The sequence below is a fragment of the Mesorhizobium sp. M6A.T.Cr.TU.016.01.1.1 genome, assembly GCF_003952585.1.
GTDB classification, from domain to species: domain Bacteria; phylum Pseudomonadota; class Alphaproteobacteria; order Rhizobiales; family Rhizobiaceae; genus Mesorhizobium; species Mesorhizobium mediterraneum.
In genome coordinates this window covers 4,428,656-4,451,814 of the sequence record NZ_CP034452.1, presented here as the reverse complement: position 1 = coordinate 4,451,814, position 23,159 = coordinate 4,428,656, and the positions used below count along the sequence as shown (strand labels likewise).

Annotated in this window: 25 protein-coding genes and 1 pseudogene; 11 read left to right on the top strand and 15 right to left on the bottom strand. The window is 62.5% G+C overall.

Going from position 1 to position 23,159, the window contains the following annotated elements; genetic code table 11:
* Positions 1-1,200, top strand: coding sequence for an L-2-hydroxyglutarate oxidase (gene lhgO / locus EJ075_RS21385; protein WP_126105641.1), 1,200 nt, complete (start codon positions 1-3; stop codon positions 1,198-1,200).
* A 61-nt stretch (positions 1,201-1,261) separates the two neighbouring features.
* On the opposite strand, the gene EJ075_RS21380 is transcribed toward lhgO, so the two are convergent.
* From EJ075_RS21380 to EJ075_RS21370, 3 genes are read right to left on the bottom strand one after another with little or no spacing between them, the layout of a single operon-like run.
* The gene (locus EJ075_RS21380; RefSeq protein WP_126105640.1) at positions 1,262-2,188 is read right to left on the bottom strand and encodes a dihydrodipicolinate synthase family protein; all 927 of its coding nucleotides are present in this window, start codon (positions 2,186-2,188) and stop codon (positions 1,262-1,264) included.
* Positions 2,185-2,889 carry a ribonuclease activity regulator RraA gene (locus EJ075_RS21375; protein WP_126105639.1) on the bottom strand — a complete coding sequence of 235 codons (705 nt, stop codon included), beginning with the start codon at positions 2,887-2,889 and terminating at the stop codon, positions 2,185-2,187. Before EJ075_RS21375 ends, EJ075_RS21380 begins: the two co-directional genes overlap by 4 nt.
* Positions 2,890-2,899: 10 nt before the next feature.
* A complete protein-coding gene (locus EJ075_RS21370; RefSeq protein ID WP_126105638.1) occupies positions 2,900-3,685 on the bottom strand; it encodes an SDR family oxidoreductase in 786 nt (261 codons plus the stop codon).
* A 91-nt stretch (positions 3,686-3,776) separates the two neighbouring features.
* Between EJ075_RS21370 and EJ075_RS21365 the strand changes: the two genes are divergently transcribed.
* From EJ075_RS21365 to EJ075_RS21355, 3 genes are all read left to right on the top strand, one after another.
* Positions 3,777-4,670 carry a LysR family transcriptional regulator gene (locus EJ075_RS21365; RefSeq protein WP_126105637.1) on the top strand — a complete coding sequence of 298 codons (894 nt, stop codon included), beginning with the start codon at positions 3,777-3,779 and terminating at the stop codon, positions 4,668-4,670.
* A 69-nt stretch (positions 4,671-4,739) separates the two neighbouring features.
* Complete coding sequence (locus EJ075_RS21360) at positions 4,740-5,675, top strand: LysR family transcriptional regulator (RefSeq protein ID WP_126105636.1); 936 nt, start codon at positions 4,740-4,742, stop codon at positions 5,673-5,675.
* A 127-nt stretch (positions 5,676-5,802) separates the two neighbouring features.
* Positions 5,803-6,960: a mandelate racemase/muconate lactonizing enzyme family protein gene (locus EJ075_RS21355; RefSeq protein ID WP_126105635.1), complete on the top strand. Its 1,158-nt coding sequence runs from the start codon at positions 5,803-5,805 to the stop codon at positions 6,958-6,960.
* Positions 6,961-7,202: 242 nt separating this feature from the next.
* Here EJ075_RS21355 and EJ075_RS21350 read toward each other — a convergent pair whose 3' ends face one another.
* On the bottom strand, positions 7,203-7,427 hold the full coding sequence (locus tag EJ075_RS21350; protein ID WP_126105634.1) for a hypothetical protein: 225 nt from the start codon (positions 7,425-7,427) through the stop codon (positions 7,203-7,205).
* A gap of 255 nt (positions 7,428-7,682) precedes the next feature.
* On the opposite strand from EJ075_RS21350, the gene EJ075_RS21345 reads away from it, so the two are divergent.
* Entirely contained in the window at positions 7,683-9,878 is a 2,196-nt protein-coding gene (locus tag EJ075_RS21345; protein WP_126105633.1) for an adenylate/guanylate cyclase domain-containing protein, read from the top strand.
* A gap of 11 nt (positions 9,879-9,889) precedes the next feature.
* On the opposite strand, the gene EJ075_RS21340 is transcribed toward EJ075_RS21345, so the two are convergent.
* From EJ075_RS21340 to EJ075_RS21325, 4 genes are all read right to left on the bottom strand, one after another.
* The gene (locus EJ075_RS21340; RefSeq protein ID WP_281033430.1) at positions 9,890-10,423 is read right to left on the bottom strand and encodes a YHS domain-containing (seleno)protein; all 534 of its coding nucleotides are present in this window, start codon (positions 10,421-10,423) and stop codon (positions 9,890-9,892) included.
* 7 nt (positions 10,424-10,430) lie between these two features.
* Positions 10,431-11,021: an ankyrin repeat domain-containing protein gene (locus EJ075_RS21335; protein WP_126107406.1), complete on the bottom strand. Its 591-nt coding sequence runs from the start codon at positions 11,019-11,021 to the stop codon at positions 10,431-10,433.
* A gap of 247 nt (positions 11,022-11,268) precedes the next feature.
* Positions 11,269-12,168, bottom strand: a complete 900-nt coding sequence (locus tag EJ075_RS21330) for a sigma-70 family RNA polymerase sigma factor (protein WP_126105631.1) — start codon at positions 12,166-12,168, stop codon at positions 11,269-11,271.
* A 1-nt stretch (position 12,169) separates the two neighbouring features.
* Positions 12,170-12,481 carry a hypothetical protein gene (locus tag EJ075_RS21325; RefSeq protein ID WP_126105630.1) on the bottom strand — a complete coding sequence of 104 codons (312 nt, stop codon included), beginning with the start codon at positions 12,479-12,481 and terminating at the stop codon, positions 12,170-12,172.
* 146 nt (positions 12,482-12,627) lie between these two features.
* On the opposite strand from EJ075_RS21325, the gene EJ075_RS21320 reads away from it, so the two are divergent.
* Complete coding sequence (locus EJ075_RS21320) at positions 12,628-12,993, top strand: VOC family protein (RefSeq protein ID WP_126105629.1); 366 nt, start codon at positions 12,628-12,630, stop codon at positions 12,991-12,993.
* 84 nt (positions 12,994-13,077) lie between these two features.
* Here EJ075_RS21320 and EJ075_RS21315 read toward each other — a convergent pair whose 3' ends face one another.
* On the bottom strand, positions 13,078-13,815 hold the full coding sequence (locus EJ075_RS21315; RefSeq protein ID WP_126105628.1) for a cation transporter: 738 nt from the start codon (positions 13,813-13,815) through the stop codon (positions 13,078-13,080).
* A gap of 65 nt (positions 13,816-13,880) precedes the next feature.
* Here EJ075_RS21315 and EJ075_RS21310 point away from each other — a divergent pair, with 65 nt between their 5' ends.
* On the top strand, positions 13,881-14,306 hold the full coding sequence (locus tag EJ075_RS21310; RefSeq protein WP_126105627.1) for a helix-turn-helix domain-containing protein: 426 nt from the start codon (positions 13,881-13,883) through the stop codon (positions 14,304-14,306).
* A 69-nt stretch (positions 14,307-14,375) separates the two neighbouring features.
* Here EJ075_RS21310 and EJ075_RS21305 read toward each other — a convergent pair whose 3' ends face one another.
* Positions 14,376-15,080: an SDR family oxidoreductase gene (locus EJ075_RS21305; RefSeq protein WP_126105626.1), complete on the bottom strand. Its 705-nt coding sequence runs from the start codon at positions 15,078-15,080 to the stop codon at positions 14,376-14,378.
* 127 nt (positions 15,081-15,207) lie between these two features.
* Between EJ075_RS21305 and gcvA the strand changes: the two genes are divergently transcribed.
* On the top strand, positions 15,208-16,113 hold the full coding sequence (gcvA, locus tag EJ075_RS21300) for a transcriptional regulator GcvA (RefSeq protein ID WP_126105625.1): 906 nt from the start codon (positions 15,208-15,210) through the stop codon (positions 16,111-16,113).
* A gap of 222 nt (positions 16,114-16,335) precedes the next feature.
* Here gcvA and EJ075_RS21295 read toward each other — a convergent pair whose 3' ends face one another.
* The 3 genes and pseudogenes from EJ075_RS21295 to EJ075_RS21285 form a co-directional block, all read right to left on the bottom strand.
* Positions 16,336-17,046 (bottom strand): sulfite exporter TauE/SafE family protein, encoded by a 711-nt coding sequence (locus EJ075_RS21295; protein WP_126105624.1) that lies wholly within the window; start codon positions 17,044-17,046, stop codon positions 16,336-16,338.
* 99 nt (positions 17,047-17,145) lie between these two features.
* Positions 17,146-18,084 (bottom strand): annotated as a pseudogene (locus tag EJ075_RS21290) (cation diffusion facilitator family transporter); the annotation flags it as partial.
* A gap of 35 nt (positions 18,085-18,119) precedes the next feature.
* Complete coding sequence (locus tag EJ075_RS21285; RefSeq protein WP_095482843.1) at positions 18,120-18,398, bottom strand: metal-sensing transcriptional repressor; 279 nt, start codon at positions 18,396-18,398, stop codon at positions 18,120-18,122.
* 287 nt (positions 18,399-18,685) lie between these two features.
* On the opposite strand from EJ075_RS21285, the gene EJ075_RS21280 reads away from it, so the two are divergent.
* On the top strand, positions 18,686-18,907 hold the full coding sequence (locus EJ075_RS21280; RefSeq protein WP_095482866.1) for a hypothetical protein: 222 nt from the start codon (positions 18,686-18,688) through the stop codon (positions 18,905-18,907).
* A 201-nt stretch (positions 18,908-19,108) separates the two neighbouring features.
* On the opposite strand, the gene EJ075_RS21275 is transcribed toward EJ075_RS21280, so the two are convergent.
* The gene (locus EJ075_RS21275) at positions 19,109-20,203 is read right to left on the bottom strand and encodes an FAD-dependent oxidoreductase (protein ID WP_245457978.1); all 1,095 of its coding nucleotides are present in this window, start codon (positions 20,201-20,203) and stop codon (positions 19,109-19,111) included.
* Positions 20,204-20,464: 261 nt separating this feature from the next.
* Here EJ075_RS21275 and EJ075_RS21270 point away from each other — a divergent pair, with 261 nt between their 5' ends.
* Positions 20,465-21,139, top strand: a complete 675-nt coding sequence (locus tag EJ075_RS21270; protein ID WP_245457977.1) for a GntR family transcriptional regulator — start codon at positions 20,465-20,467, stop codon at positions 21,137-21,139.
* A 110-nt stretch (positions 21,140-21,249) separates the two neighbouring features.
* The gene (locus EJ075_RS21265; RefSeq protein ID WP_245458218.1) at positions 21,250-21,936 is read left to right on the top strand and encodes a pseudouridine synthase; all 687 of its coding nucleotides are present in this window, start codon (positions 21,250-21,252) and stop codon (positions 21,934-21,936) included.
* A gap of 176 nt (positions 21,937-22,112) precedes the next feature.
* Here the strand turns inward: EJ075_RS21265 and EJ075_RS21260 are convergent, their stop codons facing one another.
* Entirely contained in the window at positions 22,113-23,099 is a 987-nt protein-coding gene (locus tag EJ075_RS21260; protein ID WP_126103272.1) for an IS5 family transposase, read from the bottom strand.
* Positions 23,100-23,159: the final 60 nt, after the last annotated feature.

Below are 23,159 nucleotides of genomic sequence, written 5' to 3'. Positions count from 1 at the left end.
ATGACATTTCAATATTGCATCGTTGGCGGCGGCATCGTCGGGCTTGCCACCGCCTCCGATATCCTGGCTCGCGATCCGGCGGCTCGCATCCTGGTCATCGAAAAGGAGGCCGGTTTCGGCGAGCACCAGACCGGCCACAACAGCGGCGTCATCCATGCCGGCATCTACTACGCCCCCGGCTCCTTGAAGGCGAAGCTCTGCCGCGAGGGGGCGAAGGCGACGAAAGCCTTCGCGCGAGACAACAACATTCCGTTCGAGGTGTGCGGCAAGCTGCTTGTCGGCACCAGCCCGGTCGAGATGGAGCGCATGGAAGCGCTGAAGCATCGCGCTTTGGAGAATGGCATTGGCTTCGAGGAGGTAAGCGCGGTGCGTCTGCGTGAGATCGAGCCAAACATCGCTGGCCTGGGCGCGTTGCTCGTGCCGTCGACCGGCATTATCAACTATAAGCTGATCTGCGACGCTCTGGCCGAGGGTCTCAAGGCGAATGGTGCCAAGCTGATGACCGGCACCCGCGTCAAAGGCATCTCTGAAGACGACACTGGCGTGGTGGTGACCACCGATCGTGGCGAAACGATCCGCGCCGAGCAGCTTGTTGCCTGCGCCGGGCTGCAGTCGGATCGCCTGGCGAGGCTTGCAGGGCTCAATCCCACCCACCAGATCGTGCCGTTCCGTGGCGAATATTACACATTGCCCGACGCGAAATCGACGATCGTCAAGCACTTGATCTACCCGATCCCTGATCCGGATCTGCCGTTCCTCGGCATCCACCTGACGCGCATGATTGACGGACGGGTGACAGTCGGGCCCAACGCCGTGCTGGGCTTCCATCGCGAAGGCTACAAGAAGGGCAGCATCGACCTGGGCGATGTCACCCAGATGCTCACCTTCGGCGGCTTCTGGAAAATGGCCCGCAAGAACCTCACGTCAGGGATCGACGAGTTCCGCAACTCGATTTTCCGCCGCGGCTACCTGGAGCAGTGCCGTAAATACTGCCCTTCGCTCGAACTCCCGGACCTTGGCCAACCAGGCGCCGGCATCCGTGCGCAGGCGGTTCTGGCCGATGGCACGCTGGTGCACGATTTCCTCTTCCTCGACAGCCCGCGCCAGTTGCATGTCTGCAACGCGCCGTCGCCCGCGGCGACGTCCGCCATGCCCATCGCGAAGATGATCGTCGATCGGATCGAGGAGCGGTCACAATGATCCGGGCCCGATACAATCATTGCCCCACGCGTATCCCGCGGCAGGCGCTCGGCATGCATCGTCACAGCCTTGCGCGTGGGTCCTTTCGAGCCAACCGTTCCAGTAGGTAGTCGACTTCGGATCGACCGGCCGGCGTCAGCGACGAGCGCGGGCTGCGCTGCACGTCCGATGTTATGGCGCCGCGCCGCATCAGCACGTATTTGCGCACCGCCAGGCCAATCCCCTGTTGCTGCTCGAAACGGATCAACGGCAGGTGGGCATCGAAAAGGTCGTGCGCTGCGTCGCGCTGGCCTTCGCGGTGCAGCCGATCGAGTTCGACCAGCATGTCCGGAAAGGCATAGCCCGTCATCGCGCCATCCGAACCGCGTTCCGGCTCGAAGTCGAGGAACAGTCCGCCATTGGCCGTCAGGATCGAGAATTTCCGCAGGTCGCCCGCGGCTTGGAGCTTGCGGATCGCCGAGATTTTCTCAAGTCCCGGCCAGTCCTCTGCCTTCAGCATGACGCAGGACGGATGTTCCTTCATTATGCGCGAGATCATCGGCACCGACAGGACCACCGATAGCGTCAGCGGATAATCCTGCAGGGCCCAGGGTACGTCCGGACCGATTGCTTCCACGCAGTGATGGAAATAGGCGGCGATCTGCTCGTCGCTGCGCAGGTGCGAGGCCGGAGCCAGCATCACGCCGGCTGCGCCGGCATCCGTCACCTCGCGCGCCAGCCTGCGCATGGCGGCAAAGCTCGGATTGGACACTCCAACCACGACAGGCACACGCGAGCGCGCGATCACGCGCCTTGCGATTGTCAGCGATTCCTCGGGCTCCAGTTTCTGGGCTTCGCCCAGAATGCCGAGGATTGTCATGCCGGCGGCGCCGGCATCCTGGTAGAACTCCGTCAGCCGGTCGACGGAGTCGTAGTCGACCGACATGTCCGCATTGAACGGCGTCGCCGCGATCGGGTAGACGCCTTTGGCATCGACGCCGAAGGTCATGTCTTCTTCGCGAAAGCGGCATAGCGCGCCTTCGTCTCCTCGTTCATCGGGTAAAGACCGGGCAGCGGCACGCCGCGGTCGACCTCGGTCATGATCCACGCTTCCATCGTCTCCTGCTCCGGCGCTTCGGCCAGCACCTGCTCGAGAAATGCCGCGGGGATCAACACCGCGCCGTCATCGTCCACCACCACGATATCGTCGGGAAAGATCGCCACGCCGCCGCATGCGATCGGCTCCTGCCAGCCGACGAAGGTGAGACCGGCCACTGAAGGCGGCGCGGAAATGCCGTTGCACCATACGTTGAGGCCGGTACCGAGCACGCCCGCGGCGTCGCGCATCGCGCCGTCGGTGATCAATGCGGCGACATTGCGTTTGGCCATGCGCGCGCAGAGGATATCACCGAAAATACCGGCGTCGAGCACGCCCATTGCGTCAGCCACCGCCACGCAACCTTCGGGCATCGCCTCGATCGCCGCACGGGTCGAAATAGGCGAGGCCCAGCTTGCCGGGGTGGCGAGGTCTTCACGCGCCGGCACGAAGCGCAAAGTGAAGGCCGGCCCCACCACGCGCGGCTGGCCTGGACGGATAGGCTTGGTACCACGCATCCAAACGTTGCGCAGGCCCTTCTTCAGGAGGACCGTGGTGAGGGTCGCGGTGGAGACGCCCTGCAGGGTCTCTACGACTTTCGGGTCGAGGGTCATCGGGGTCTCCTTAGATGCTGGGGATCAAGCCGCCGTCGATGCGAATGACGGAGCCGGTGATATAGGATGCGCGCGGGCTTGCCAGGAAGGTGACCGCATCGCCATATTCCTGCGGCCGGCCATAGCGCCCGACCGGAATGGACGCGGTGCTTTGAGCGGCTACTTCCTCGACCGAGCGCCCTTCGCGCTTGGCTTTCTGTTCGTCGAGAAAGGTGATGCGTCCCGTGGCGATGCGCCCGGGCAGAACGATGTTGGCGGTGATGCCGTCGCGGCCGACTTCGGCCGCCAGCGTCTTGGACCACCCGACCAGTGCCATTCTGAGCGCGTTCGACATGCCGAGGTTTGGGATCGGCGTCACCACGCCCGACGAGGTCGAGGTGATGATGCGGCCCCATTTGCGCCGGCGCATGCCGGGCAGCACCGCATCGGTGACGGCGATCACCGAACGCACCATGCTGTCGAAGAACTTCGACCAGTCCTGCGAAGACTGACCGGCTGCCGGCGTCGGCGGCGGGCCGCCCGTATTGTTTACCACAATGTCGACCGAGCCGAAGGCCTTCTCGATCGAGGCCAGGCGTCCCTCGATCGACGACAGGTCGCCGATATCCCAGCCCATTGTCAGCGCCTCGTTGCCGGCGCCTTTGATAGCCGAGGTGGTGTTTTCCGCAGCCGCTTCGTCGATGTCGGCGACGACCACGCGCACGCCTTCGCCGGCCAGCGACCGCGCAATCGCCCCGCCCAACCCGCCGCCGGCTCCAAAGACGAGCGCGACCTTACCCTTCAGTTCGAGATCCACAGAAAACCCTCCAATTCAAGGCGGATTATCATTAACGGTGCACAGAAGAAAACATGGCTTGCCGTATAATTTGATGATAGTTTTTCTATCGATGGAATCACGCTTTCTCGAAACCTTCCTGCTCGTGGCCGAACTTGGTTCGCTGGCCGAGGCGGCCCGCCGCCTGGCAATCACGCCGGCCGCCGTGGCCCAACGCATGCAGGCGCTGGAGGACGAATTCGGCAAACGGCTGCTGGTACGCGCGGGCCGCGTGGTGCAGCCCACCGATGCCGGCCATGCGATTCTGGAACAAAGCCGCAGAATCCTCGGCGACATCCGCCACCTGAAAACGCTTGCACAGACCGATTCGCCATCAGGTGAGATGAGACTCGGCGCCGTGTCGACCGCGCTGACCGGCATCCTTGCGCCCGCCCTGCGGCACCTTGTCGACACGGTTCCTTCGGTCGAGGTCTTCGTTCTCCCCGGCACTTCCACTGATCTCTATCAGGCGCTCGGCGACGGAAGCATCGACGCGGCCATATTGGTGCGACCGCCCTTTCCGATCCCAAAATCGCTGCATTGGAGCGTGCTTCGGACCGAGCCTATGATCCTGCTTGCGCCGAGCGCCCTCGCCACTGGCGATCCGGAACAGTTGCTCGCAACGCTGCCTTTCATCCGGTATGACCGCAACAACTGGGGTGGCCGGCTGGCCGACGAGTGGCTGCGCCGCCAGAAGCTTCGGCCCCGGGAGTGGCTCGAGTTGGATTCGTTGGAAGCCATAGCCGTGATGGTCAGCAACGGTCTCGGTGTTTCCGTTCTGCCCGACTGGGCGCCGCCATGGCCGGAGGGGCTGTCGGTCGCGCGCCTGCCGCTGCCCGGCCCGCCGCTGGTGCGCGAGATCGGCATGTTGTGGCCGCGCAGCGCGCCTTCAGGACGGCTGGTGCGCGTCCTTCTAGACGCCTTCGAGGCAGTCTCGTCAGGCGGGAAGAGGGCCGACGATGCTTGATCAGCCTGGCTGCAACCATGACTCCATCCGCGCCGGCGTGGCCAAGGAGGATCTTGGGGTGCGACGCCAATGAGCGAACCGAAACCACCGCTGGACGCAAATGCGGCCGCTTTGGCGCGAGTCAACCTCAAGCTGCTGCAAACTTTTATGCTGGTCGCCGAAAACCGCAGCTTCAAGGAGGCCGCCGACCGGGCACGTCGTTCGCAGTCCGCCATCAGCATGCAGATAAAGCAGCTCGAGGACCAACTCGGCGCCAGGCTGTTCAACCGCACCACGCGTGACGTCAAGCTCACGCCTGAAGGAAGCAAATTGTTTGCCAGCACGCAGCGCGGCCTGCAAGAGGTCGGCATCGGCTTGCGCAACGTCCAGGAGGCACTGGCCATCCGGCGCGGCCAAGTCGCGCTGGCCTGCGCGCCCACCATCGCCTCGACCCATCTGCCGCGCATACTCGCCGAGTTCGAACGCGACTATCCGGGAATCAAGATGCTTTTGTCGGAACTTAAGTCCGCCGACCTTTACCGGGTGATACAGGCCGAGGCCGTCGATTTCGGCATAGGCCCGATCTGCGGCGATCCGGACCTCGATTTCGAGCCGCTGCTCGACGATCCGCTGCACGCGCTGATCCCCACGCGGATGTGTCCGCACAATCGTCGCACCATCACGCTGGCGGAACTGTCCAACCTGCCCTTGCTACACTACCACACCACCACGCTGATGGGTGCGATGTTCGAGCGCGAGGCTGCCGCCCGCGGCATCGCGCTGAACGTGCGGCACCGCTGCATCCAGGCGGAGACACTCGTCGCGATGGCCGAGGCCGGCATCGGTGCGGCAATCCTCACCCAGTCGATCGTCCGTTTCGCGAAGCCGAACCAGTCGCGCGTCTACCAGATCGTCGAGCCCGAGCTCATTCACCGCTACGGCATCGTGCGCAAGCGCGGCAAGGAACTTTCGCCGGCCGCCGAACGGCTCGCGCAATTGATCCGGATGTCGCTGCGCCAGGCCTGAAGGCCGGCGCCATCAAGGCGACTTCAGATTTTCGGAATAATCGATAGGATTTTTGAATTTTTTCTGAAGTTCGGCTTCCGCTAGACAGTGGCTTCCCGGCACGGAACGTCGGGAAAGGAGGGAAGTCGTGCTTCAGGATGTTTATGTCCAACAGGACAACAATGTCGTCGAGACCAGGAGCAAGATCGCTCGTATCCAAGCGCACAAGCTCGCCAACATTCCGATCACGCCGCCGCCCTATCGCGACAAGCCGAACAAGGAAGGCGCACTGCTTCTCCAGGTCGAGACCAACGACGGCCTCATCGGTTGGGCGACCAGCGGCTACACCCACCACGTCGCCATCGACCTGATCAACAAATACATCGCGCCGACGATCATCGGAGAGAGCCCGATGCGCACCGAACGCATTCCCCTGCTGTTCGATCGCGCCAGCTTCGAGCGGCCGCTCGGCAGGACGCTGATCTCGGCGCTGGCGATGATCGACATCGCGCTATGGGACATCAAGGGCAAGATGCTCGGCCAGCCGGTGCATCACCTGCTGGGCGGCGCGCGCGACAAGGTGCCGGTCTATGTCACGCATGGCGCGGCCTATGATAACGCCCCCGTTTATTCGCCGGAGGAACTCGCCGCGGAGGCGGCCCACCTCGTCAAACTCGGCAACAACCATCTCAAGAACACTGTCGGCCGCCAGCCCATTCCCGATCCCAAGGATGACTACATCCGCATGAAGGCGATGCGCGAGGCTGTCGGCCCGAATGTCAAGCTCGCGATGGACGGCAATCTGCGCATGAATCTGGCCCAGGCAGCGGAACTGTGCAAGCGATGCGAGGAACTCGACATCAGCTTCGTCGAGGAGCCGCTCTACTACAACGACCCGAGGCTGCTGCGCGAGCTGCGTTCGAAAACGACCATCCCGGTCGCTGCCGCAGAGAATGAGAAGTTCTCCGCGCGCGACCTGATCCTGGCCGACGCGGTCGACTACATTCAGCCCAACGTCAACAATGACGGCGGCTACTCGGCAGCCATCCGCACCGCCGCCCTTGCCAAGATGTTCCACATCCCGCTCTCGCACGGCAACGGCAATGGTCCGCACAACATCGCGTTGCATGCCGGAATTTCGAACGGCGGACTGGTCGAATACCATTTCCACAAGTGGATGGCCTACAACGCAATCTTCAAGAGCGTCCCACAACCCGAGGATGGCTATCTGCGTGTGTCGCAGGAGCCGGGGCTGGGGCTTGAGCCGAAGGATGGCCTGATCAAGGAGTTCGCGGTGCAAATGTAGCGCGGCCAGGCGTCGGCTTAGTAAGGTAGATTGGCCCAACGCGGCCGGCGAGCGAAGTTTGCTGCCTGTCCCGCCATCTGCCCTTCCCTGTCAATTACCATGGAATGGGAATCCCAGCCTTTCGCGCAAAACGGGCTCTGACTCATATGTGGGAACGTATAGGACCCCGCCCGATTGCAACAGGTTAGCTGAATCCGGTTGATGGTCACAACTGCTGACGTATATCCGGCTTCTTGATGCGGCTAGATGTTCAGCGCCGTGAGCCTCGATGGGTTTTTGCCCGCATCCATCTCAACGGCCCAGACATCGACATCGCCGAAGCCGTGCCGGGTCCACACAAGGTTCGGACGCAGCGGGGCGAGGAACGTCTCAATTTGGGCCGTAAGCTGACAGACAGGTTTGGAGGCTCGACTTAGTCGGAAGCGGACCTTCAGGCACTCTGCGTGCATCGACGCGATCTGACCCATTCCGGTCATTCCCAGAGCATTTCGGCGTCTCCAAGCGGACACTCAGCCAAGCCGGCGCTGATGACCTAAGCAGACATCTTGTCGAGAGAGCTTTCCGTTCAGAACTCTCGTGGATGGAAGGACCGGCGCGTTGCGTATGCCGAGTAACCCCGCCATCCGCTAGCTATAGCTAAAGCATGCTCGCGTCCGAAGCAGGACTAGAATAGGGTGAAAGGTAAAGCCGCTACGACCGACCAGGGAAGGTGCACGGCACGTATGGACCGACGGCTTACGGCAATACTTGCTGCCGACGTGGTTGGCTACAGCCGCCTCATGGGCGAGGACGAGGTAGGCACGCTCGAGGGACTCAAGAGCTGCCGTCGCGAACTGATCAACCCCGAGATCAAGAAGCACCACGGCCGCATGATCAAGCTCATGGGCGACGGCGCGCTCGTCGAGTTCGCCAGCGTCGTCGATGCCGTCCAGTGTGCTGCTGTAATCCAGCGCCGGATGGCCGACCGCAACAAGGGCACCGCCGAAGCCCGGCAAATCCGGTTTCGCATTGGTGTCAATCTCGGTGATATCATCGTTGAGGGTGACGATATCTACGGCGACGGGGTAAACATCGCAGCCCGTCTGCAGGCGATCGCAGAGCCCGGCGGAATTTGCATCTCCGGGACGGCGTTCGATCACGCGGTGCACAAAGTGGATGTCGGCTTTGCGGATATCGGAGGGCAGCGCCTCAAGAATATCGCCGATCCGGTTCGCGCCTATCGGGTTCTGCTCGATCCCGGAGACGCGGGGAAGATCTTAGCGGCGCCACGCCGGCCAGGTTCGCGCATCATGGTTTTGGCAGGAGTAGCAGCGCTGCTCATCGTCTTGCTTGCAGGCATTTTTGCATGGCAATGGCAAAAGCCCTCCGCGCTCGAAAAGCCATCCATTGCAGTACTGCCGTTTACGAACCTGAGCGGCGATCCTGGCCAGGACTATTTTGCCGACGGCATCACCGAAGATTTGATCACCGACCTTGCGAAGCTTTCCGGGCTCGATGTGATCGCCCGTAACTCCGTCTTTGCCTACAAAGGAAAACCCCTCGTTTTGGCAGATGTTGGGCGTGACCTTGGCGTGCAATTTGTCGTTGACGGCAGCGTGAGGCGGACCGGCGATCAAATCCGCCTCAACGCGCAGCTCATCGATATCGCCACTGGCAACAATCTATGGGCTAATCGGTTCGATCGCGGCATCGCGGACGTGTTTGCAGTCCAGGACGAGATGGGCCGGGAAATCGCCAAGGCGCTCGGCGTCCAAGCTTCGGCAGCCGAGAGCGAGCGAATGGCACGCCCGCCGACTTCCAATCTTGAAGCCTACGATAACTACCTGCGCGCTGAGCAGGCGGCTCGCTCCGGTGGAGGCTCAGGTCTGAGGAAAGCACTTGCGCTCTATGAAAAGGCGGAGGAAGTCGACACCGCTTTCGCTGAAGCCTTCGCGGCCGACGCACGCACGAGTGTCTATGTTTGGCGGGCTGGCTTCGATGACATCACCCAGAGCGCGCTTGCGAGAAAGAGAGCTTATGAAAAGGCAGGCAAGGCATTGGAACTCGATCCGGACCTTTCATCGCCCTATGCCCTTCTAGGCATCATGCAGGTCATCGATCGCCATTACGACGAAGCGATCGCCTCGGCGAAGCGGGCCGTTGCAATCGGCCCGGGAGACGCTGGGTCTCATATAGCCCTCGGATACGTGCAGTTGTTCGCTGGCAATCACGCCGAGGCGGCCAATGCCGTCGAGACGGCATTGAAGCTCGATCCCAATCTGCCCCCCATGGACCGGGAAATCGCTGGTCTCGTCTTTCTCCTTCATGGCGACACCGCGAAGGCCATCGAGACTCTCGAGCGTACCCGCGACGATGCCCCGGCGGATGGTGGTTTTCGGATTCTGCTCGCAGCGGCATACGCTCGCGCCGGCCGTTTGCAGGATGCAAAAGCGGCGATCGCCGAGGGCCTCCGCGTGACTTCGACGTCCGAATCCCCTGCTAGGCGGCGCTCCTTAGCTGCATGGCGACATTTTTATGCCAATTTGCGCAACGCTGAGGATTTAGCTCTGATCCTCGACGCCATGCGCCAAGCAGGCTTGCCCGAGTGGCCTTTCAACTTCACCGCCGACGAACAGAACCGGTTGAACGGCGCAGAGATCGCTTCTCTCGTCCTGGGCCATACACTGCAGGGTCAGCTCGAGCCCGATCGTCAACCTGCCATCATGCAGGTCGCACAGGATGGCACAGCGGGCTTCCGCACGATGACGCGAATGCTCACGCTAAGAGTCTACGTCGATCATGACGTCTTATGTGAGCAGAGCGAGAATTCGTTTGGACGCCCCGAGTGTGGTCCCGTTTACAAACGCAGCGATGTTCCCGGTGAGGAATATTCCTACGTCAATTCAGGTAAGGTGTTTCACTTCGTGACGGTGAATTGAGCTCGTGACTTTCAAGGGTTATTGATCGAGTCCCAATCCGGCTGATCAACCGCCAACTTCGCTTCGACGACCGGCCAATTAACATCGGCTGTCGGGATTTGATCGGTAGCATTGTCGGCGAAGGCGTCCGCGTTGCCTTGGTCATAGATCAAGTAGAGCTTTTCATCGATGATCTTGAATGCTTCCGGATCTATGTTGACCGTAACCGATCCGGAGCCCGCGACCTCGCCGGCACAGTAGCCACCGTACTGAGGAGCGTATTTGGCCGGCTCGCTCATGAACATTTCTTGGTGTTCCTTGCTGGCAAAATGCCACGGTGTACCAAGCCATTCATATGAGAACTCGTCTGAGCCCTTCACAGCCTTTCCTTCGGTGAAGTAGGCGACTGTGTCGTAGCCCATGAGCGCCACGCCGCCGAAATACCCGGTGTTCACCGAGTCGTCGGCGAAGGCAGATCCCGCGCCAGCAACCGCGGCAAGCGCAAATGCGGCCGCCGACACTGAATAGCGAACCAGTTTCGATGTGATCGCTGTGCTCATCTGCATTCTCCATTCAATCGTGGATGGCTTCGCATTTCGCTGCATTCGCTTCGCCGAGGACCTTCGTCTGACAGGTGGCCCCGTGGCGTTTGAAGAGTTTTATCATCTCCGCATTGCCCTTCCAGAACGCGCGGGTGATCGGCCAGTAGCCATGACCCTCAGGGTGTTTCACATCCGCGCCCTGCCCAATGAGAAATTCTGCGAGTTCGAGGTGGTTTTCCTCACCCGCGACGGTCAACGGCGTGACCCCTGACTTGTTGGCCGAGTCTTCAAGCACCGCCCCCTTCTCGAGCAAAAGCTTGGCAATCGGAAGGCTGCCCGAAAAAGCTGCCGCGTGGAGCGGCGTGAAGCCGCCCGAATTGCGCGCCATGACGTCGGCGCCCTTGCTCAGCAGGAATTCCGCAATGGGAAGCTGATCGTCGAGAGCAGCAGCGATGAGGAGCGTTGCCTGGTCGCGTGCCCGGCTGTCGACGTCGGCACCGCCTGCCAAGGCTTGCTCCACAGCACTCTTGTCGCCGGCAGCGATGGAGTCGAACAACGGCTCACCTGCGACTACTCTTGTAGCCGCCAAGACCAGCATAGTAAGTGCCAGCAGTCCACGCATCGTGTAGAATAGCATATTAGCTTCGAGTCATACAAGCTGCATTGGGCTCATCGGGGCAGATGCCGGCGGACAGCGCGGCCGGATGTCCGCTTTAAGCTCCACCAGGGAAGTCGCCTCCGGGTCACGGCGGAAGGTTCCACCCGCGACCGCAGGCTGTGTCAAATGCCACCTCGATAAATAGGGCAGCCGGTGGCGCAACCTTGGCCATGTCGCCTTCGCGCCATATCCCGCTATTCCAGCCCTCCCCTCACCCCTCCACCGGGCTGATCTCCGCATCGACCAGGCACCAAGTTGCGTAGCGGAAGTCGCGGATCTGGACGACCCGCTCGTCCCGCCATTCGACCAGCATGAAGCCGCGCACGGCGCCATCCGGCTCCTGCGGGTTGCGGATCAGGATTGCCGGCTTGCCGTCGACGAAGCCCAGCGAGAGCGCCCAGTCGGTCGCGCGGTCGTAATTGCCGAAATAAGTCGACGCTTCGGCCTTGCCGCGCAGGCGGAGGCGGTTGACGACTTCGAGCTGGATATCCTCGGCGATCAGCGCCCTGACCGCATCGAAGTCACGTGCGTTGAACAGATCGACATAGCGGCGCAGCCGCCGCTCGTCATCGGCGTCGAGCCTGGGCGCGGCGACCTGCTCCGGCTTGGCTGCAAGCAAGCGCAGCTGCGCCCGCCCGCGATGTAGCGCCGCCTTGGTCGCGGCGAGCGTTGCGCCGGTCACCTCGCAGGTCTCGTGCAGCGAGAGGCCAAGCACGTCGACCAGGATCACGGCGCCGCGCTGCGCCACCGAAAGCTGCATGAAGCTGCGCAGGCCGGTGGCAGTGGCGAGCCGTGCGTCGGCATTGCCGGAGGGATCCTCGATCGTGGTCATGTCGGTCTCGGCCATGCGCGATCTTTCCCGATGGCGCCGGCGCAAATGGTCCTGCGCGGCATTGTGGGCGATGCGAAACAGCCATTGCTCGGGCCGTTCGACCGTCATGCTGCCGTCGACCGCCTGCAGCGCCTTCACCAGCGTGTCCTGCACGATGTCCTCGCCGTCGATGACCGAGCCGGCCATGCGGGCGCAGTAGCGGTGCAGCCTCGGGCGAAGCTCGGAGAGCATCGCCTCCAGCGCCGGCCGGTCGAGTTTCCGTGGAATCGTGGCGTCCATTCTATCCGGCTTTGCCGCCCTCGAGGACATGATAGTTGCCGATGATTTTGGCAGGCGATCGCTTGACCGGGGTCGAACGCCGCTCCGCATGGTTTTGCGTGAACGCCTCGAAAGCCGCAAGCCCGGTCAGCGCGGATGTGTCATTTCCCTCGCCGACGACGTGGATGAACTCGCCGTCGTCCAGTTCGAGCACGAGATAGCGCACGCTCTGCGGCGCCGTCTCATCCAGCGCCTCGAATACCTTTGCCACCAGCGCGCGGTTCTCTTCCAGCCCGGTGTCTTTCACGCTGTAGCGAATGAATTTGTAGCCCATGGTTCGTCTCCTGAAATGGTTGACCTGAACAGAAGACGTTTTGCGTTCCCGAAAAGATTCTCAGCTCAGAATGAATCTTTTCGGCCGCCCGGATCGTCTTCCACCTGTGAACCGCTACACAGCACCATCAAGGAGAGGAGAAACGCATGCATATCCAGTTTGCAGAACTGCCGGTGTTCGACCAGGACCGCGCGAAGGTGTTCTACACCAGGCATCTCGCCTGCCAAGTCGCGGCCGACGAGAAGATGGGCCATGGCGCCTGGCGCTGGATCGAGCTGACATTTCCCGGCACTGTCACCAACCTGCATTTCGTGAGGCGCGCCGACGACACGCCAGGTGCGGAGCCGGTGCTGGTGCTGGTCGACGAGAATGTCGAGGCCACGATCGCCGCTTTGAAGGCGGGCGGCGTCGAGATCATCACGGAACCGCAAGAGGCGCCCTGGCAGCCAGGCCGCACGGTGGCGGAATTTCGCGACAGCGAGGGCAACCGCATGGTGGTCGCCAGCCAATAAGCGCGACCGGCCGGAGAGCGAGCCTCTGAATTCTGACGCGGCCATTTGGACGGCTGGAGAGGGTGGTGAGTGGACGATGGCCTGTCATTCTGCAGCAACCCGACCAGGGCGCTGTCCTTCGTGATACTCGCTCCACGCCTGTCGCAGGATTTGCACTGAAGACGTGAGGAAGATGCCTGCCATCAGCGCCGCCACCGCCAGATCGGGCCATGCCGTCGATGTGCCCCAGACACCCAATGCCGCTGCCATAACCACAACGTTTCCGATCGCATCATTGCGGGAGCAAAGCCAGACCGATCGCACATTCGCGTCGCCGTCCTTGTAGGGTCGGAGCAGGAGCACGGAACCAAGGTTTGCCGCTAGCGCAAGAAAGCCGATCACACCCATTACTTCAGCGCTCGGCAGTCCAAGGACAAGTGTCTGATAGACGGTGGAGCCAAAGACCCAGACAGCCATAACGGAAAGCGAGAGGCCCTTGAACAGGGCGGCCGTCGCTCGTGTGCGCAGGCTTGCCCCGATCACGGCGAGGCTCAACCCGTAGGTGATGGTATCGGCGAAAAAATCTAATGCATCCGCCTTCAACGCCTGCGAACCCGCAAGCTGACCGGCCACCATCTCCGTCAGGAACATCGCCCCATTGATGCCGATGACTGTCCAGAGCATGCGCTTGTAGCGCGGGTCCATACCGTCAAAGATTGGCACGCCCCCAGAGCAGCAAGCCTCTTCGACCTCGTTGCGAGCGGCCGTCGTGCTCACTGGAAAGACCAACGGCGTCGGGGCGCAGGAAGCGTTCGTTTCGTGATTGCAGCAATGATCAGCCATGCGGCGCCTCCTTTTGTGCAGGCACCGTAGTCCCTATAGTGACTAGAGGTTCAAGAGGCTTTTTCATGGATTTTTCGATTGGCGAACTCGCGCGGCGCACCGAAGTGAAGGTGCCGACCATACGCTACTATGAACAGATCGGCCTGTTGCCGCCGCCGCCTCGCACCGAAGGGCAGCAAAGGCGCTATGGCAAAAAGGCCACGGCGCGACTTGCGTTCATCAAGCATGCGCGTGAACTTGGCTTCGATATCGAGGCAATCCGTGCGCTTCTGTCGCTGCAGGACAATCCAGATCAATCTTGCAGTGTTGCCGACAGGATCGCAAAAGCACGCCTTGCTGAAGTCGAGGAACGCATTGCCAGCCTCAACGCTCTACGAACGGAATTGCAGCGGATGGTCAAGGAATGCGCCTCTGGCCGGGTGGCTGAATGCCGCGTCATCGAGACTTTGGCCGACAGTAGTCACGGGCATGGCCGCTTAGTTGAGACCTGATTGAGTAGTGCAGTCTGCAAAGGGTCGATTCCGGCCGGTGGAAGCCCCAGCCAGGGCGTCGAGGCGGCGTCAGATCGCGCGGATGATGCCACCGTCGACGCGAATGTTCTGGCCGGTGATGTATCCGGCCCCTTCGGAGGCGAGGAAGGCAATCGTCGCGGCGATTTCATCGCTGGTGCCATAACGCTGCATCGGCACGCTGTCGCGGCGCTCCTCGGTGGCGGGAAGACTGTCGATCCAGCCGGGAAGGACGTTGTTCATGCGAACGTTGTCGGCGGCGTATGTGTTGGCGAAGATCTTGGTGTAGGCGGCAAGCCCCGCCCGGAACACGGCCGAGGTCGGGAACATCGGGCTCGGTTCGACAATCCATGCCGTCGAGATGTTGATGATGGCGCCGGCTTTCTGCTTGACCATGTGCGGCGCGACGATGCGCGTCGGCCGGATGACGTTCATCAGATAGACGTCGAGGCCGGTGTGCCATTGGTCGTCGGTGATTTCGAGGATCGGCGCACGTGGCCCATGACCTCCGCTATTGACCAGGACATCGATGCGACCCCAGCGATCGAGCGCGAGATCCGCGAGACGTTGCAGATCGTCGTTCGACTGGTTGGAGCCGGTCACGCCAAGCCCGCCAAGCTCCGTGGCCAACGCCTCGCCCTTGCCGGATGAGGACAGGATGGCGACCTTGAAGCCATCCCCCGCCAGGCGCTTTGCAGCCGCAGCGCCCATGCCGCTGCCACCAGCAACGACAACAGCTACTTTTTCTACACTCATCGTATCTTCCTTCTCGGGCGACAGGAATCTGAACGCGATGTCTTCGAGGCTGAAGTAGTGATATAACCGGTTTTCCCGGCTGGTTCGAACCAGAAAGTCTGAAATCAACCTATAGAAAAACTCCTGGATGCCCGAAGCCTTCTATAGCTTGCCGGCGCTCAATGCGCTTCGCGCCTTCGAAGCGTCCGCGCGCCATCTCAACTTCCGCATCGCAGCCGAAGAGCTGAACGTGACGCAGGGTGCTGTGGCGCAGCATATCCGCGGGCTGGAGGCCGATCTGGGGGTAAAGCTGTTCGAGCGACTGCCGCGCGGCCTCGCGCTCACGAATGAGGGCCGCGCCTATGTGCCGAACATTCGCCGTGCCTTCGACCTGATCTCGGAGGCAACCCTGCTGCTGCGCCCCGAGCCGGCCCGGCTGACGATCAGCGTAACCCCGAGCTTTGCCACCAAGTGGCTGATCCCGAAACTGCCGGAGTTCGTGGCGCAAAACCCGCTTGTCGACCTGCGAATCCTGGCCAGCGAAAGCCTGTCGAGCTTCCAGGCCGACGGCGTCGACATCGCGGTCAGGCAAGGTCGCCCGCCCTTCGGCGCCGGCCTTCTCGTCGATCTCCTGTTTCCGCAACAGATCATCGCCGTGTGCTGCCCCTCCTTGCTGCCTGCTGGCGCGAGCGAAATCGCGCCAGCAGAAATCAAGGATCACGTCCTGCTCCACGATGCGCACAATCTGTGGCCGGAATTCATGGAAAAGGCCGTCGGCCTGAAGATGACGACGGAGCTAAGACGCATACGCTTCAATCAGACCGCCCTTGCGATAGAAGCGGCTGTCGCGGGCCAAGGCATCGCGCTTGCCAGCCGTTTTCTTGTCGCGGCCGATCTCGCCGCCGGCCGGCTGGTCCAGCCTCTCGGTGTGGAGATGCGCGGCACGCAGGATTTCTACGTCGTGGTTCCACGCAAGCAGCGACACCCCGAGCCGACGCAAGCCGTTCGGCAATGGCTGCTGAACGAGGGCGATGAGACACGGCTGTCGTCGTGAACACCAAGCCCCGATGTTCGAGAGACGCGCCTGACACGGCTCGCCCATGCCGAACCTCAGGTCTAAACGTCATGGCGCCGACAATCCTGCGTCGAACCGGCTGCGCGCCCGACATCGTGGCGCGGAGACATCACATGATCCGGAAAAGTTCCATCAAACAAGGAGATAGAGACCTATCTTGATCCTATTGTGCGGATCAAGCGCCTTGACACCTGAGCACGATCAGGAACCGGACATGATCTGCCAGACGGCAACGCCCGCAAGCGCTAGCCCGGCAACGCCTTCGAGGATTCGGGAAATGGTTTCGAGTGGCTTGCCGGCGAAGAAATCCACCAGACGTTTCCGAAACAGGATCGACAACACCGCGACGCAGGACAGCGTCAGCGCCACACCGACCATCATGGTGATCGCGAAGAGAATGCCGGCACCGGGAATGCCCCTGGACATCGCGAAGGTCATCACGAAAAGCGTCAGCGGGCACGGGATCAGACCTGCCATAACGCCGACCGCCTCGCCCTCATGCTTATGGTGACGGCCGTGGCTCAAAGCGCGCCAGAGCATCCAGACACCGATCAGGCCGAGCAGCCCACGACTGATATCCTCCAAAAGCGGAGCGCGGCCGACACTGCCCAAGGCGATGGAAACCAGTGGCAGCGAGAGGACCGCAATCAGAACGGCAATCATCACATGCGTGAACGACAGCGTGATCGATACGAGAAGGCCGCGCGGAACCTTTACATCCGAACCGGCAAGATATGTCGCCAGCACGGCCTTGCTATGACCCGGCGTCAGCGCATGGGCGGCGCCGAAGACGATGCCCATCGGTAGGAAAGACATGAACGCCAGCCAGTCGCCTCCCACCGAGAGCAGTTTGATCTGCTCGCCGACCGCCAGATAGATCGTTCGTTGGAACTCGATAAGGATTTGGAACATCAGCCGAGGGTAACAGAAACGAGCCGGTCGGAGCGACCGTTAGTGCCTGTGTTCGCTGTGACCATGCTCATGGGGATGATCCGCATCCGCTCTCGCCAATCTTATGTTGGCCGCCGCAAGCGCCGGCATGTGCTCGAACAGCTCGTCTTCCAGCGCCGTCGTGATCTTTCTCGCTTCGGAGACCGGCAGGCTTTCGTCGACGGCGATGGCAATGTCGGCGTGCAGCTTATGACCGATCCATCGCGCCCTGGCGTCGACGATGCGCACTCCCGGCACGTGCGCGGCAGCATGGTGGATTTCGCTGATGACATCAGGCTCTATGCCGTCGAGCATGCGGGTCAGCACCGAGCGGGCCGACTGCCAGACGATACCGAAGATCGCAAGTGTGATCAGCAGGCCGACGATCGGGTCGGCCAGCGGAAAACCGAGCCAGACGCCGAGCGCCCCGAACACCACGGCAAGGCTGGTCAGGCCGTCGGTGCGGGCATGATAGCCGTCGGCGATCAGCGCGGCGCTGTTGATTTCCCGGCCGACGCGGATGCGGAACACCGCAACGGCCTCATTGCCGAGAAAGCCGACAATGCCTGCCGCCGTCAGCCACCCAAGATGCGTCACCACGCGTGGATTTATCAAACGATCGATGGCCTGATAACCAGCGACGATGGCGCTGAACAGGATGATCCCGACGATGATGATCCCGGCCAGGTCCTCGACCCGGCCAAGGCCGTAGGGGAAGGTCGGCGACGGCTTGCGCCGGGCCAGTATGAACGCGATCCACAGCGGAATGGCGGTGGTGGCGTCGCCGATGTTGTGGATCGTGTCGGCCAGCAGCGCTACGCTGCCCGACAGCACCACCACGACCATCTGCATCGCCGCCGTGATTGCCAGGATGACGAACGACCATTTTATCGCCCAGATGCCCCGGTCCGTCGTCGTGATGGTCGCATCGATGACCCCGTGGGTGTGACCGTGCGAGCCGTGGCCGCCATGACCATGCGCCGCGTGATCGCGCGCCCCGAACCCAAACCAGTCGAGAATGCGCGCGCCGAGGCTGTTCACAGGTATTTGACTGCTCACAGGTATTTCGCCAGTTGCTTGAGTTCCGCCAGCGAGTTGCCGCCCGCTTCCGCGGTGCCCGTTTCCGCAGTATCGCTCAGGCAATGCTCGATATGATCGTGGATCAGTTCGCGCTTTGCGCTGCTGATGGCGCTTTCCACGGCATGAAGCTGCTGCGCCAGATCAACGCAAGGACGATGCGCCTCGAACATGGCCAGCACCGCCGCAAGGTGGCCTTGCGCGCGCTTCAGACGCTTCACGATATCGGGATGCGAACGGTGGATGCCTTCGGACATGCCTGCGTTCCTATCCTCCCCAGGGGGATACGGTCAATCTTTTTGCCGGTGAGGCTTCCCACTGATCGAAGAAAACCACCGGCCCGTCCAGCGACCTGCCACCCTCTTGCGGTTAGCCTGTCGGACCGGCCGGCCCGTATTATTTCGTGACCATGTCGCGCTGGAACCTTCCCTCGCACCACGCGTTCGGGGCGCTGTATTCGCCGTGCCTCATATTTAGGCAAACTTGGCGACGGGCGAATATCGGTGGGGAGGCAAGAGCATGGGTTGGGGAGGAGCATGTTGTCATGTCGAACCGAGAAATTGGAACGTCCCACACATTGGGGCTGCGCGTCGCTGATCTCAAAGCCAGGATGCAGAGCGCCCGGATTACCGAGCACGAGATGAAAACCTTTCAGAAGGTCGCCGCCGTCATGGGAGGAAGTGAAGGCTCCCTACGCCTCGATGCCGACGACCTGATTGCCGCGTCTTTCGTTGTCGAGATGCTGGACGACCCCAGGGCGAATTGACGATCGTGGCACCCCTGGCGATCAGCCAGGCACCACGTCAATCGCCAACCTCGAAAAAGAAGCGCCGTCGGCGAAGCATCTCCCCCTCGATTGGGGAGATGCCAAGTTTTGGCAAAGAGGGCAGGACAGAGGGGGCGCTGTCCCGCCAACCTTGCCATGATGTCCGGAGGCGCTCTTTCGCAACGAAGGCACGGCAGGCACTCATCGCCCCCAGCCGGGAAAGCGGTCTGGGCGCAGCCATTGCTGCGTCGGGTTGCCATCGCCGGAAAGCACCGCGTCCACCAGCCAGCGCGCCGTCGCCGGCGCGGCATGCATGCCGATCGAACCCATGCCGCCATGCACGAACAGGCCTTCGATGGCAGTCTTGCCGGCAACCGGCAGACCGTCGGAGAGCATCGGCCGGTTGCCGGGATAGACGTTGCTCACCCGCGGCGAGCCAAGACCGGGCAGCATGCGCAGCGTGCGGCTGGCGATCCGGCTCGCCATATCGGTGTTGCGAACCAAGTCGCGAAAAGCCGGCTGGACCGATGCGCCGAGCCGCGCATCGCCGCCACGCATCGGATTGAGGCAGATGGCCTCGACGGCCGGCTGGTCGTCCCGCTGTTCGGCGACGTCGGCAAGGCCGGCGAGGCTCATCCGCTTTCCCAGTTCCTCCTGGTCCGGCCATGTCAGTTCCTCGACGATCCACGGCAGCTCGAAGTCGAGCTTGCCCAACTGGATCAGCCAGCCGCGGCCGGCTGTGAACGGCAGGCTAGGCAGCGGCCCGTCGCCGACGGTTCGCCGCAGCAGGTCCGACATCCACAGCCCGTTGGCGATGAAGACGAGATCGGCTGATATGATCCCCTGATCCGTCAGCACGCCCTGGACCTTGCCGCCCTTCGAGAAAATCTGGGCGACGCGAAGCCCTGTCCGGATCGCGGCACCGGCCTCGCGGGCAGCGTGGGCGAAGGCATGCGTCGCCCCCATCGGCTCCAGCGTCCAGGCGCGGCCGACGCTATAGCCGCCCGCCACCTTGAAGCCGATGCGCGGATGGTCCCGCGCGAGCTCCGCGCCGGTGACCTTCTCCATGGCGACACCGGCGGCCCGGTAGCGATCGGCGACAGTGCCGGCCGCCTCGAAGCTGGCCTCGTCTTCCGAGATGAGCAGGTGACCTATCGCCGAGAACTCGAAGGGCACCGCTCCTTGAGAAAGCTCCTCATAGATCGCCGTGCAGGCGTCGAGCATCTCGACCACTTGCGTCTGCGGGCCGCTGAGCAAGGTGCCGGTGTTGCGTCCCGACGATTCGGCGGCAATCACGGCCTGTTCGAGAACGACCGTTTTGACGCCTCTGGACGCCAGCTCCCAGGCCAGCGTGCAACGGCGATGCCACCGCCGATGACGACGGCGTCGACCGGTCTGTTGTAGGACCCCGGTTGCTTGGCTGAGCGGCCCGATGCGAGCGACATGGAGTTTCCCCCCTGCGGATACATGGCATATCTGGATACTCGTATACGAGTATCCAGATATCCAGGCAAGCTGCTTTCTGTTAGGCAGGGTACAAGTGACAAGGAGAATCGAGTGAGCGGACTTGGCGAGGGATTGATGCAGAAACCGCTGACGGTGGCCGAGCAGGTGGCGAATGTGCTGCGCGAATCGATCGCCGACGGCAGTCTGGCGGCCGGCACGCCACTGCGTCAGGACGATCTTGCCGAGCGCTTCGGCTTCAGCCGCATGCCGGTTCGCGATGCGCTTCGCCAGCTCGAAGCCGAAGGCATCGTTTCGATCCATCCGACCAAGGGGGCGCATGTCGCCAGGATGGACGCTGCCGAGATCCGGGAGATCTTTGCGGTCCGCGCACTGCTCGAAAGCGAAGCGCTACGGCTCTCGGTGCCGAACCTCGGCAAGGAGAAGCTCGACGAGGCCGGCTATGTGCTCAACCAGATCGATGCCGAGCCGAATGTCGGCCGCTGGGGAACGCTGAACCGTGCCTTTCACCTCGCCCTTTACAGCGCCTGCGGCAACGCCCGTCTTCTTGGCCTCATCGAAGCCCACCACAATGCGGCCGATCGCTACGTTCGCGTTCTCCTGTCCAACCTCAACTATCGCAGCCGCTCGCAGGCGGAGCACCGCGACCTGTTGACCACCTGCCGCCACCGCGATGCCGAGGCGGCCGTCCGCGTCTTGCGAAAGCACCTCAGCGAAGGCATGGAAACGCTTGCCAAGGCTGGAGATGGGCTAGCGGGAAAGTCCTGACCTTGCCGGAACGACGTAAGCCGCCACAACCGAGTACCGGCCGGCCACGCCCCTCGCCTGGCGCCAGTCGTCCCCGAGCGAGCCCACCCGGCGTCAGCCTTTGCCGTGCGCTGTCGAAACTCGGCCTGTGCTCGCGCAAGCAGGCCGAGATCCTGGTCGCCGAAGGGCGCGTCCGGGTCGCCGGCAAGATCGTGCGCAACGGCTCGATGCGCGTCGATCCCGGCCGCGACCGCATCGAGGTCGACGGCAGCCGCGTCTTTGCCGAGCGCAAGGTCTATCTGATGATCAACAAGCCGCGCGGCCTGGTCGCCACCCGCGACGACCCGCAGGACCGCGGCACCGTCTATGACTGCCTGGCAGAACTCGACCTGCCCTTCGTGTCGCCGGTCGGCCGCCTCGACAAGGCCAGCGAAGGCCTGCTTTTGATGACCAACGACACGCGTTTCGCGCAGCGCCTGCTCGACCCCGCCTCGCACGTCGCCAAGATCTATCACGTGCAGATCGGCGCCCTGCCCGACGAGGCCATGCTGGCGCGGTTGCGTGCCGGCGCGACGGTCGATGGCGAGCTTTTGACGGCGCGGTCGATCGATGTTCTGCGCAGCGGCACCAGCACCGCCTGGCTGGAAATCACCCTTGACGAGGGCCGCAACCGCCATATCCGCCGGTTGCTCGGGGCGCATGACGTGGAGGTGCTTCGCCTCGTGCGGGTGGCGATCGGTCCATTGCAGCTCGGCGAGCTTGCCAAGGGCAAGGCACGCCACCTCACCGCCGAAGAGCTGGCGCTGTTTCAGGGCTGAGCGAAGACGCATCGCTCTCCCTTCTCCCCTTGTGAGGGCTTTGCACGGGGAGCGAAGTGGAGTTCGGTGGTCAGTGGGGGCCTTTTTGAAGGCCGGCAGAGCGGTTTTCCGCGGCCCTTGCGGGGCCTTTGTCGGTTTAGGCAGCCATCCTGCCGGATTGTGGACGCACTCCTCCCTCATGTCCGCCTCTCATCGGGTGGATAGAGGACGCCAATCATGGTGCGCAGATTGTAAGCGCAGGCGGCCAGTATGCACTGCGTGCGGTTGGTGGCGAGGTTGAAGAAGCGCAGGCGTCGCATGCCGTAACGCTCCTTGAACACGGCGAAAGGCCGCTCCACTGCCGCCCGCACCTTGGCGATCAGCCGGTTGCGCAGCTTGTGGCGCGGCGGCAACTCGGGGTGATGCTTGTTGGGCCGCCGCATCAGCCGGTCCTTAATGTTGGCGGCGGCGAGCCGGGCATGGCGGGCGTGGGTGTAATAGGCTTGATCGCCATAGGCCGCCTTCTCGTCGCCGCAGATCAACTGGTCGGCCGGCTCGGTGTCGGTGACCGAGGCGTCGCTCGCCTCGACACGCCGGATCAAGGTGTGCTCCTGGTCGACGCCGATGTGCATCTTGTAGCCGAAGGTGCTCTTCTTGCCCTTCTTGCCCCAACGCGCATCCTTGTCGGCCGACGGCTTGACCGGACCTTGGTGGCCCTTTTTCGGCTGCTTGGGCGGACGGCCACGAGCCTGCAGGAACGTGGCATCGACCAAGGTGCCGCGCTTGACGATCAGGCCCTTCTCCTCCAGCTGACGGTTGATCTCCTCAAAGACCTTGTCGATCAGTCGCTCACGCGTCAGCTCCTCGCGGAAGCGCCACAGTGTCGAATGGTCGGGCGTGCGGTCCGAAAGGCTGAAACCGGCAAAGCGGCGGAACGACAATCGGTCCCGGATCTGCGCCTCAAGCGCCGGATCGCTCAGCCCATGCCACATGCCCAGCAAAAGACAGCGCACCAGCGGTTCCGCCGGATAGCTGGTGTTGCCCGAGCCAGGACCGCTGCGCTGACCCAGCAATGTTCGGATCGGCGCCCAGTCCAGTTCCTTCGATACTAGGTCGAAAATCGTCTCATCCGACGCCGCCAGACCGTCCGCCAGACTCAACTGACCCAAAACACGATCCGCCATCCCGAATCTCCCTGCTCCAACCTTCACCACAGAATCACCGTTCGGCTTCTGTGCAAAGGT

Bases quoted from the DNA above. Each gene is read 5' to 3' on its own strand.
- EJ075_RS21285 (WP_095482843.1), bottom strand. From the start codon at position 18,398: ATGTCCGAAGGCATCCACCGTTCGCATCCCGATATCGTGAAGCGTCTG.
- EJ075_RS21340 (WP_281033430.1), bottom strand. From the start codon at position 10,423: ATGCAGATGAGCACAGCGATCACATCGAAACTGGTTCGCTATTCAGTG.
- EJ075_RS21325 (WP_126105630.1), bottom strand. From the start codon at position 12,481: ATGGGCTACAAATTCATTCGCTACAGCGTGAAAGACACCGGGCTGGAA.
- EJ075_RS21330 (WP_126105631.1), bottom strand. From the start codon at position 12,168: ATGGACGCCACGATTCCACGGAAACTCGACCGGCCGGCGCTGGAGGCG.
- EJ075_RS21365 (WP_126105637.1), top strand. From the start codon at position 3,777: ATGGAATCACGCTTTCTCGAAACCTTCCTGCTCGTGGCCGAACTTGGT.
- EJ075_RS21260 (WP_126103272.1), bottom strand. From the start codon at position 23,099: ATGGCGGATCGTGTTTTGGGTCAGTTGAGTCTGGCGGACGGTCTGGCG.
- EJ075_RS21375 (WP_126105639.1), bottom strand. From the start codon at position 2,889: ATGACCCTCGACCCGAAAGTCGTAGAGACCCTGCAGGGCGTCTCCACC.
- EJ075_RS21310 (WP_126105627.1), top strand. From the start codon at position 13,881: ATGGATTTTTCGATTGGCGAACTCGCGCGGCGCACCGAAGTGAAGGTG.
- EJ075_RS21315 (WP_126105628.1), bottom strand. From the start codon at position 13,815: ATGGCTGATCATTGCTGCAATCACGAAACGAACGCTTCCTGCGCCCCG.
- EJ075_RS21295 (WP_126105624.1), bottom strand. From the start codon at position 17,046: ATGTTCCAAATCCTTATCGAGTTCCAACGAACGATCTATCTGGCGGTC.
- EJ075_RS21360 (WP_126105636.1), top strand. From the start codon at position 4,740: ATGAGCGAACCGAAACCACCGCTGGACGCAAATGCGGCCGCTTTGGCG.
- EJ075_RS21350 (WP_126105634.1), bottom strand. From the start codon at position 7,427: ATGGGTCAGATCGCGTCGATGCACGCAGAGTGCCTGAAGGTCCGCTTC.
- EJ075_RS21320 (WP_126105629.1), top strand. From the start codon at position 12,628: ATGCATATCCAGTTTGCAGAACTGCCGGTGTTCGACCAGGACCGCGCG.
- EJ075_RS21305 (WP_126105626.1), bottom strand. From the start codon at position 15,080: ATGAGTGTAGAAAAAGTAGCTGTTGTCGTTGCTGGTGGCAGCGGCATG.
- EJ075_RS21280 (WP_095482866.1), top strand. From the start codon at position 18,686: ATGTCGAACCGAGAAATTGGAACGTCCCACACATTGGGGCTGCGCGTC.
- gcvA (WP_126105625.1), top strand. From the start codon at position 15,208: ATGCCCGAAGCCTTCTATAGCTTGCCGGCGCTCAATGCGCTTCGCGCC.
- EJ075_RS21380 (WP_126105640.1), bottom strand. From the start codon at position 2,188: ATGACCTTCGGCGTCGATGCCAAAGGCGTCTACCCGATCGCGGCGACG.
- lhgO (WP_126105641.1), top strand. From the start codon at position 1: ATGACATTTCAATATTGCATCGTTGGCGGCGGCATCGTCGGGCTTGCC.
- EJ075_RS21345 (WP_126105633.1), top strand. From the start codon at position 7,683: ATGGACCGACGGCTTACGGCAATACTTGCTGCCGACGTGGTTGGCTAC.
- EJ075_RS21335 (WP_126107406.1), bottom strand. From the start codon at position 11,021: ATGCGTGGACTGCTGGCACTTACTATGCTGGTCTTGGCGGCTACAAGA.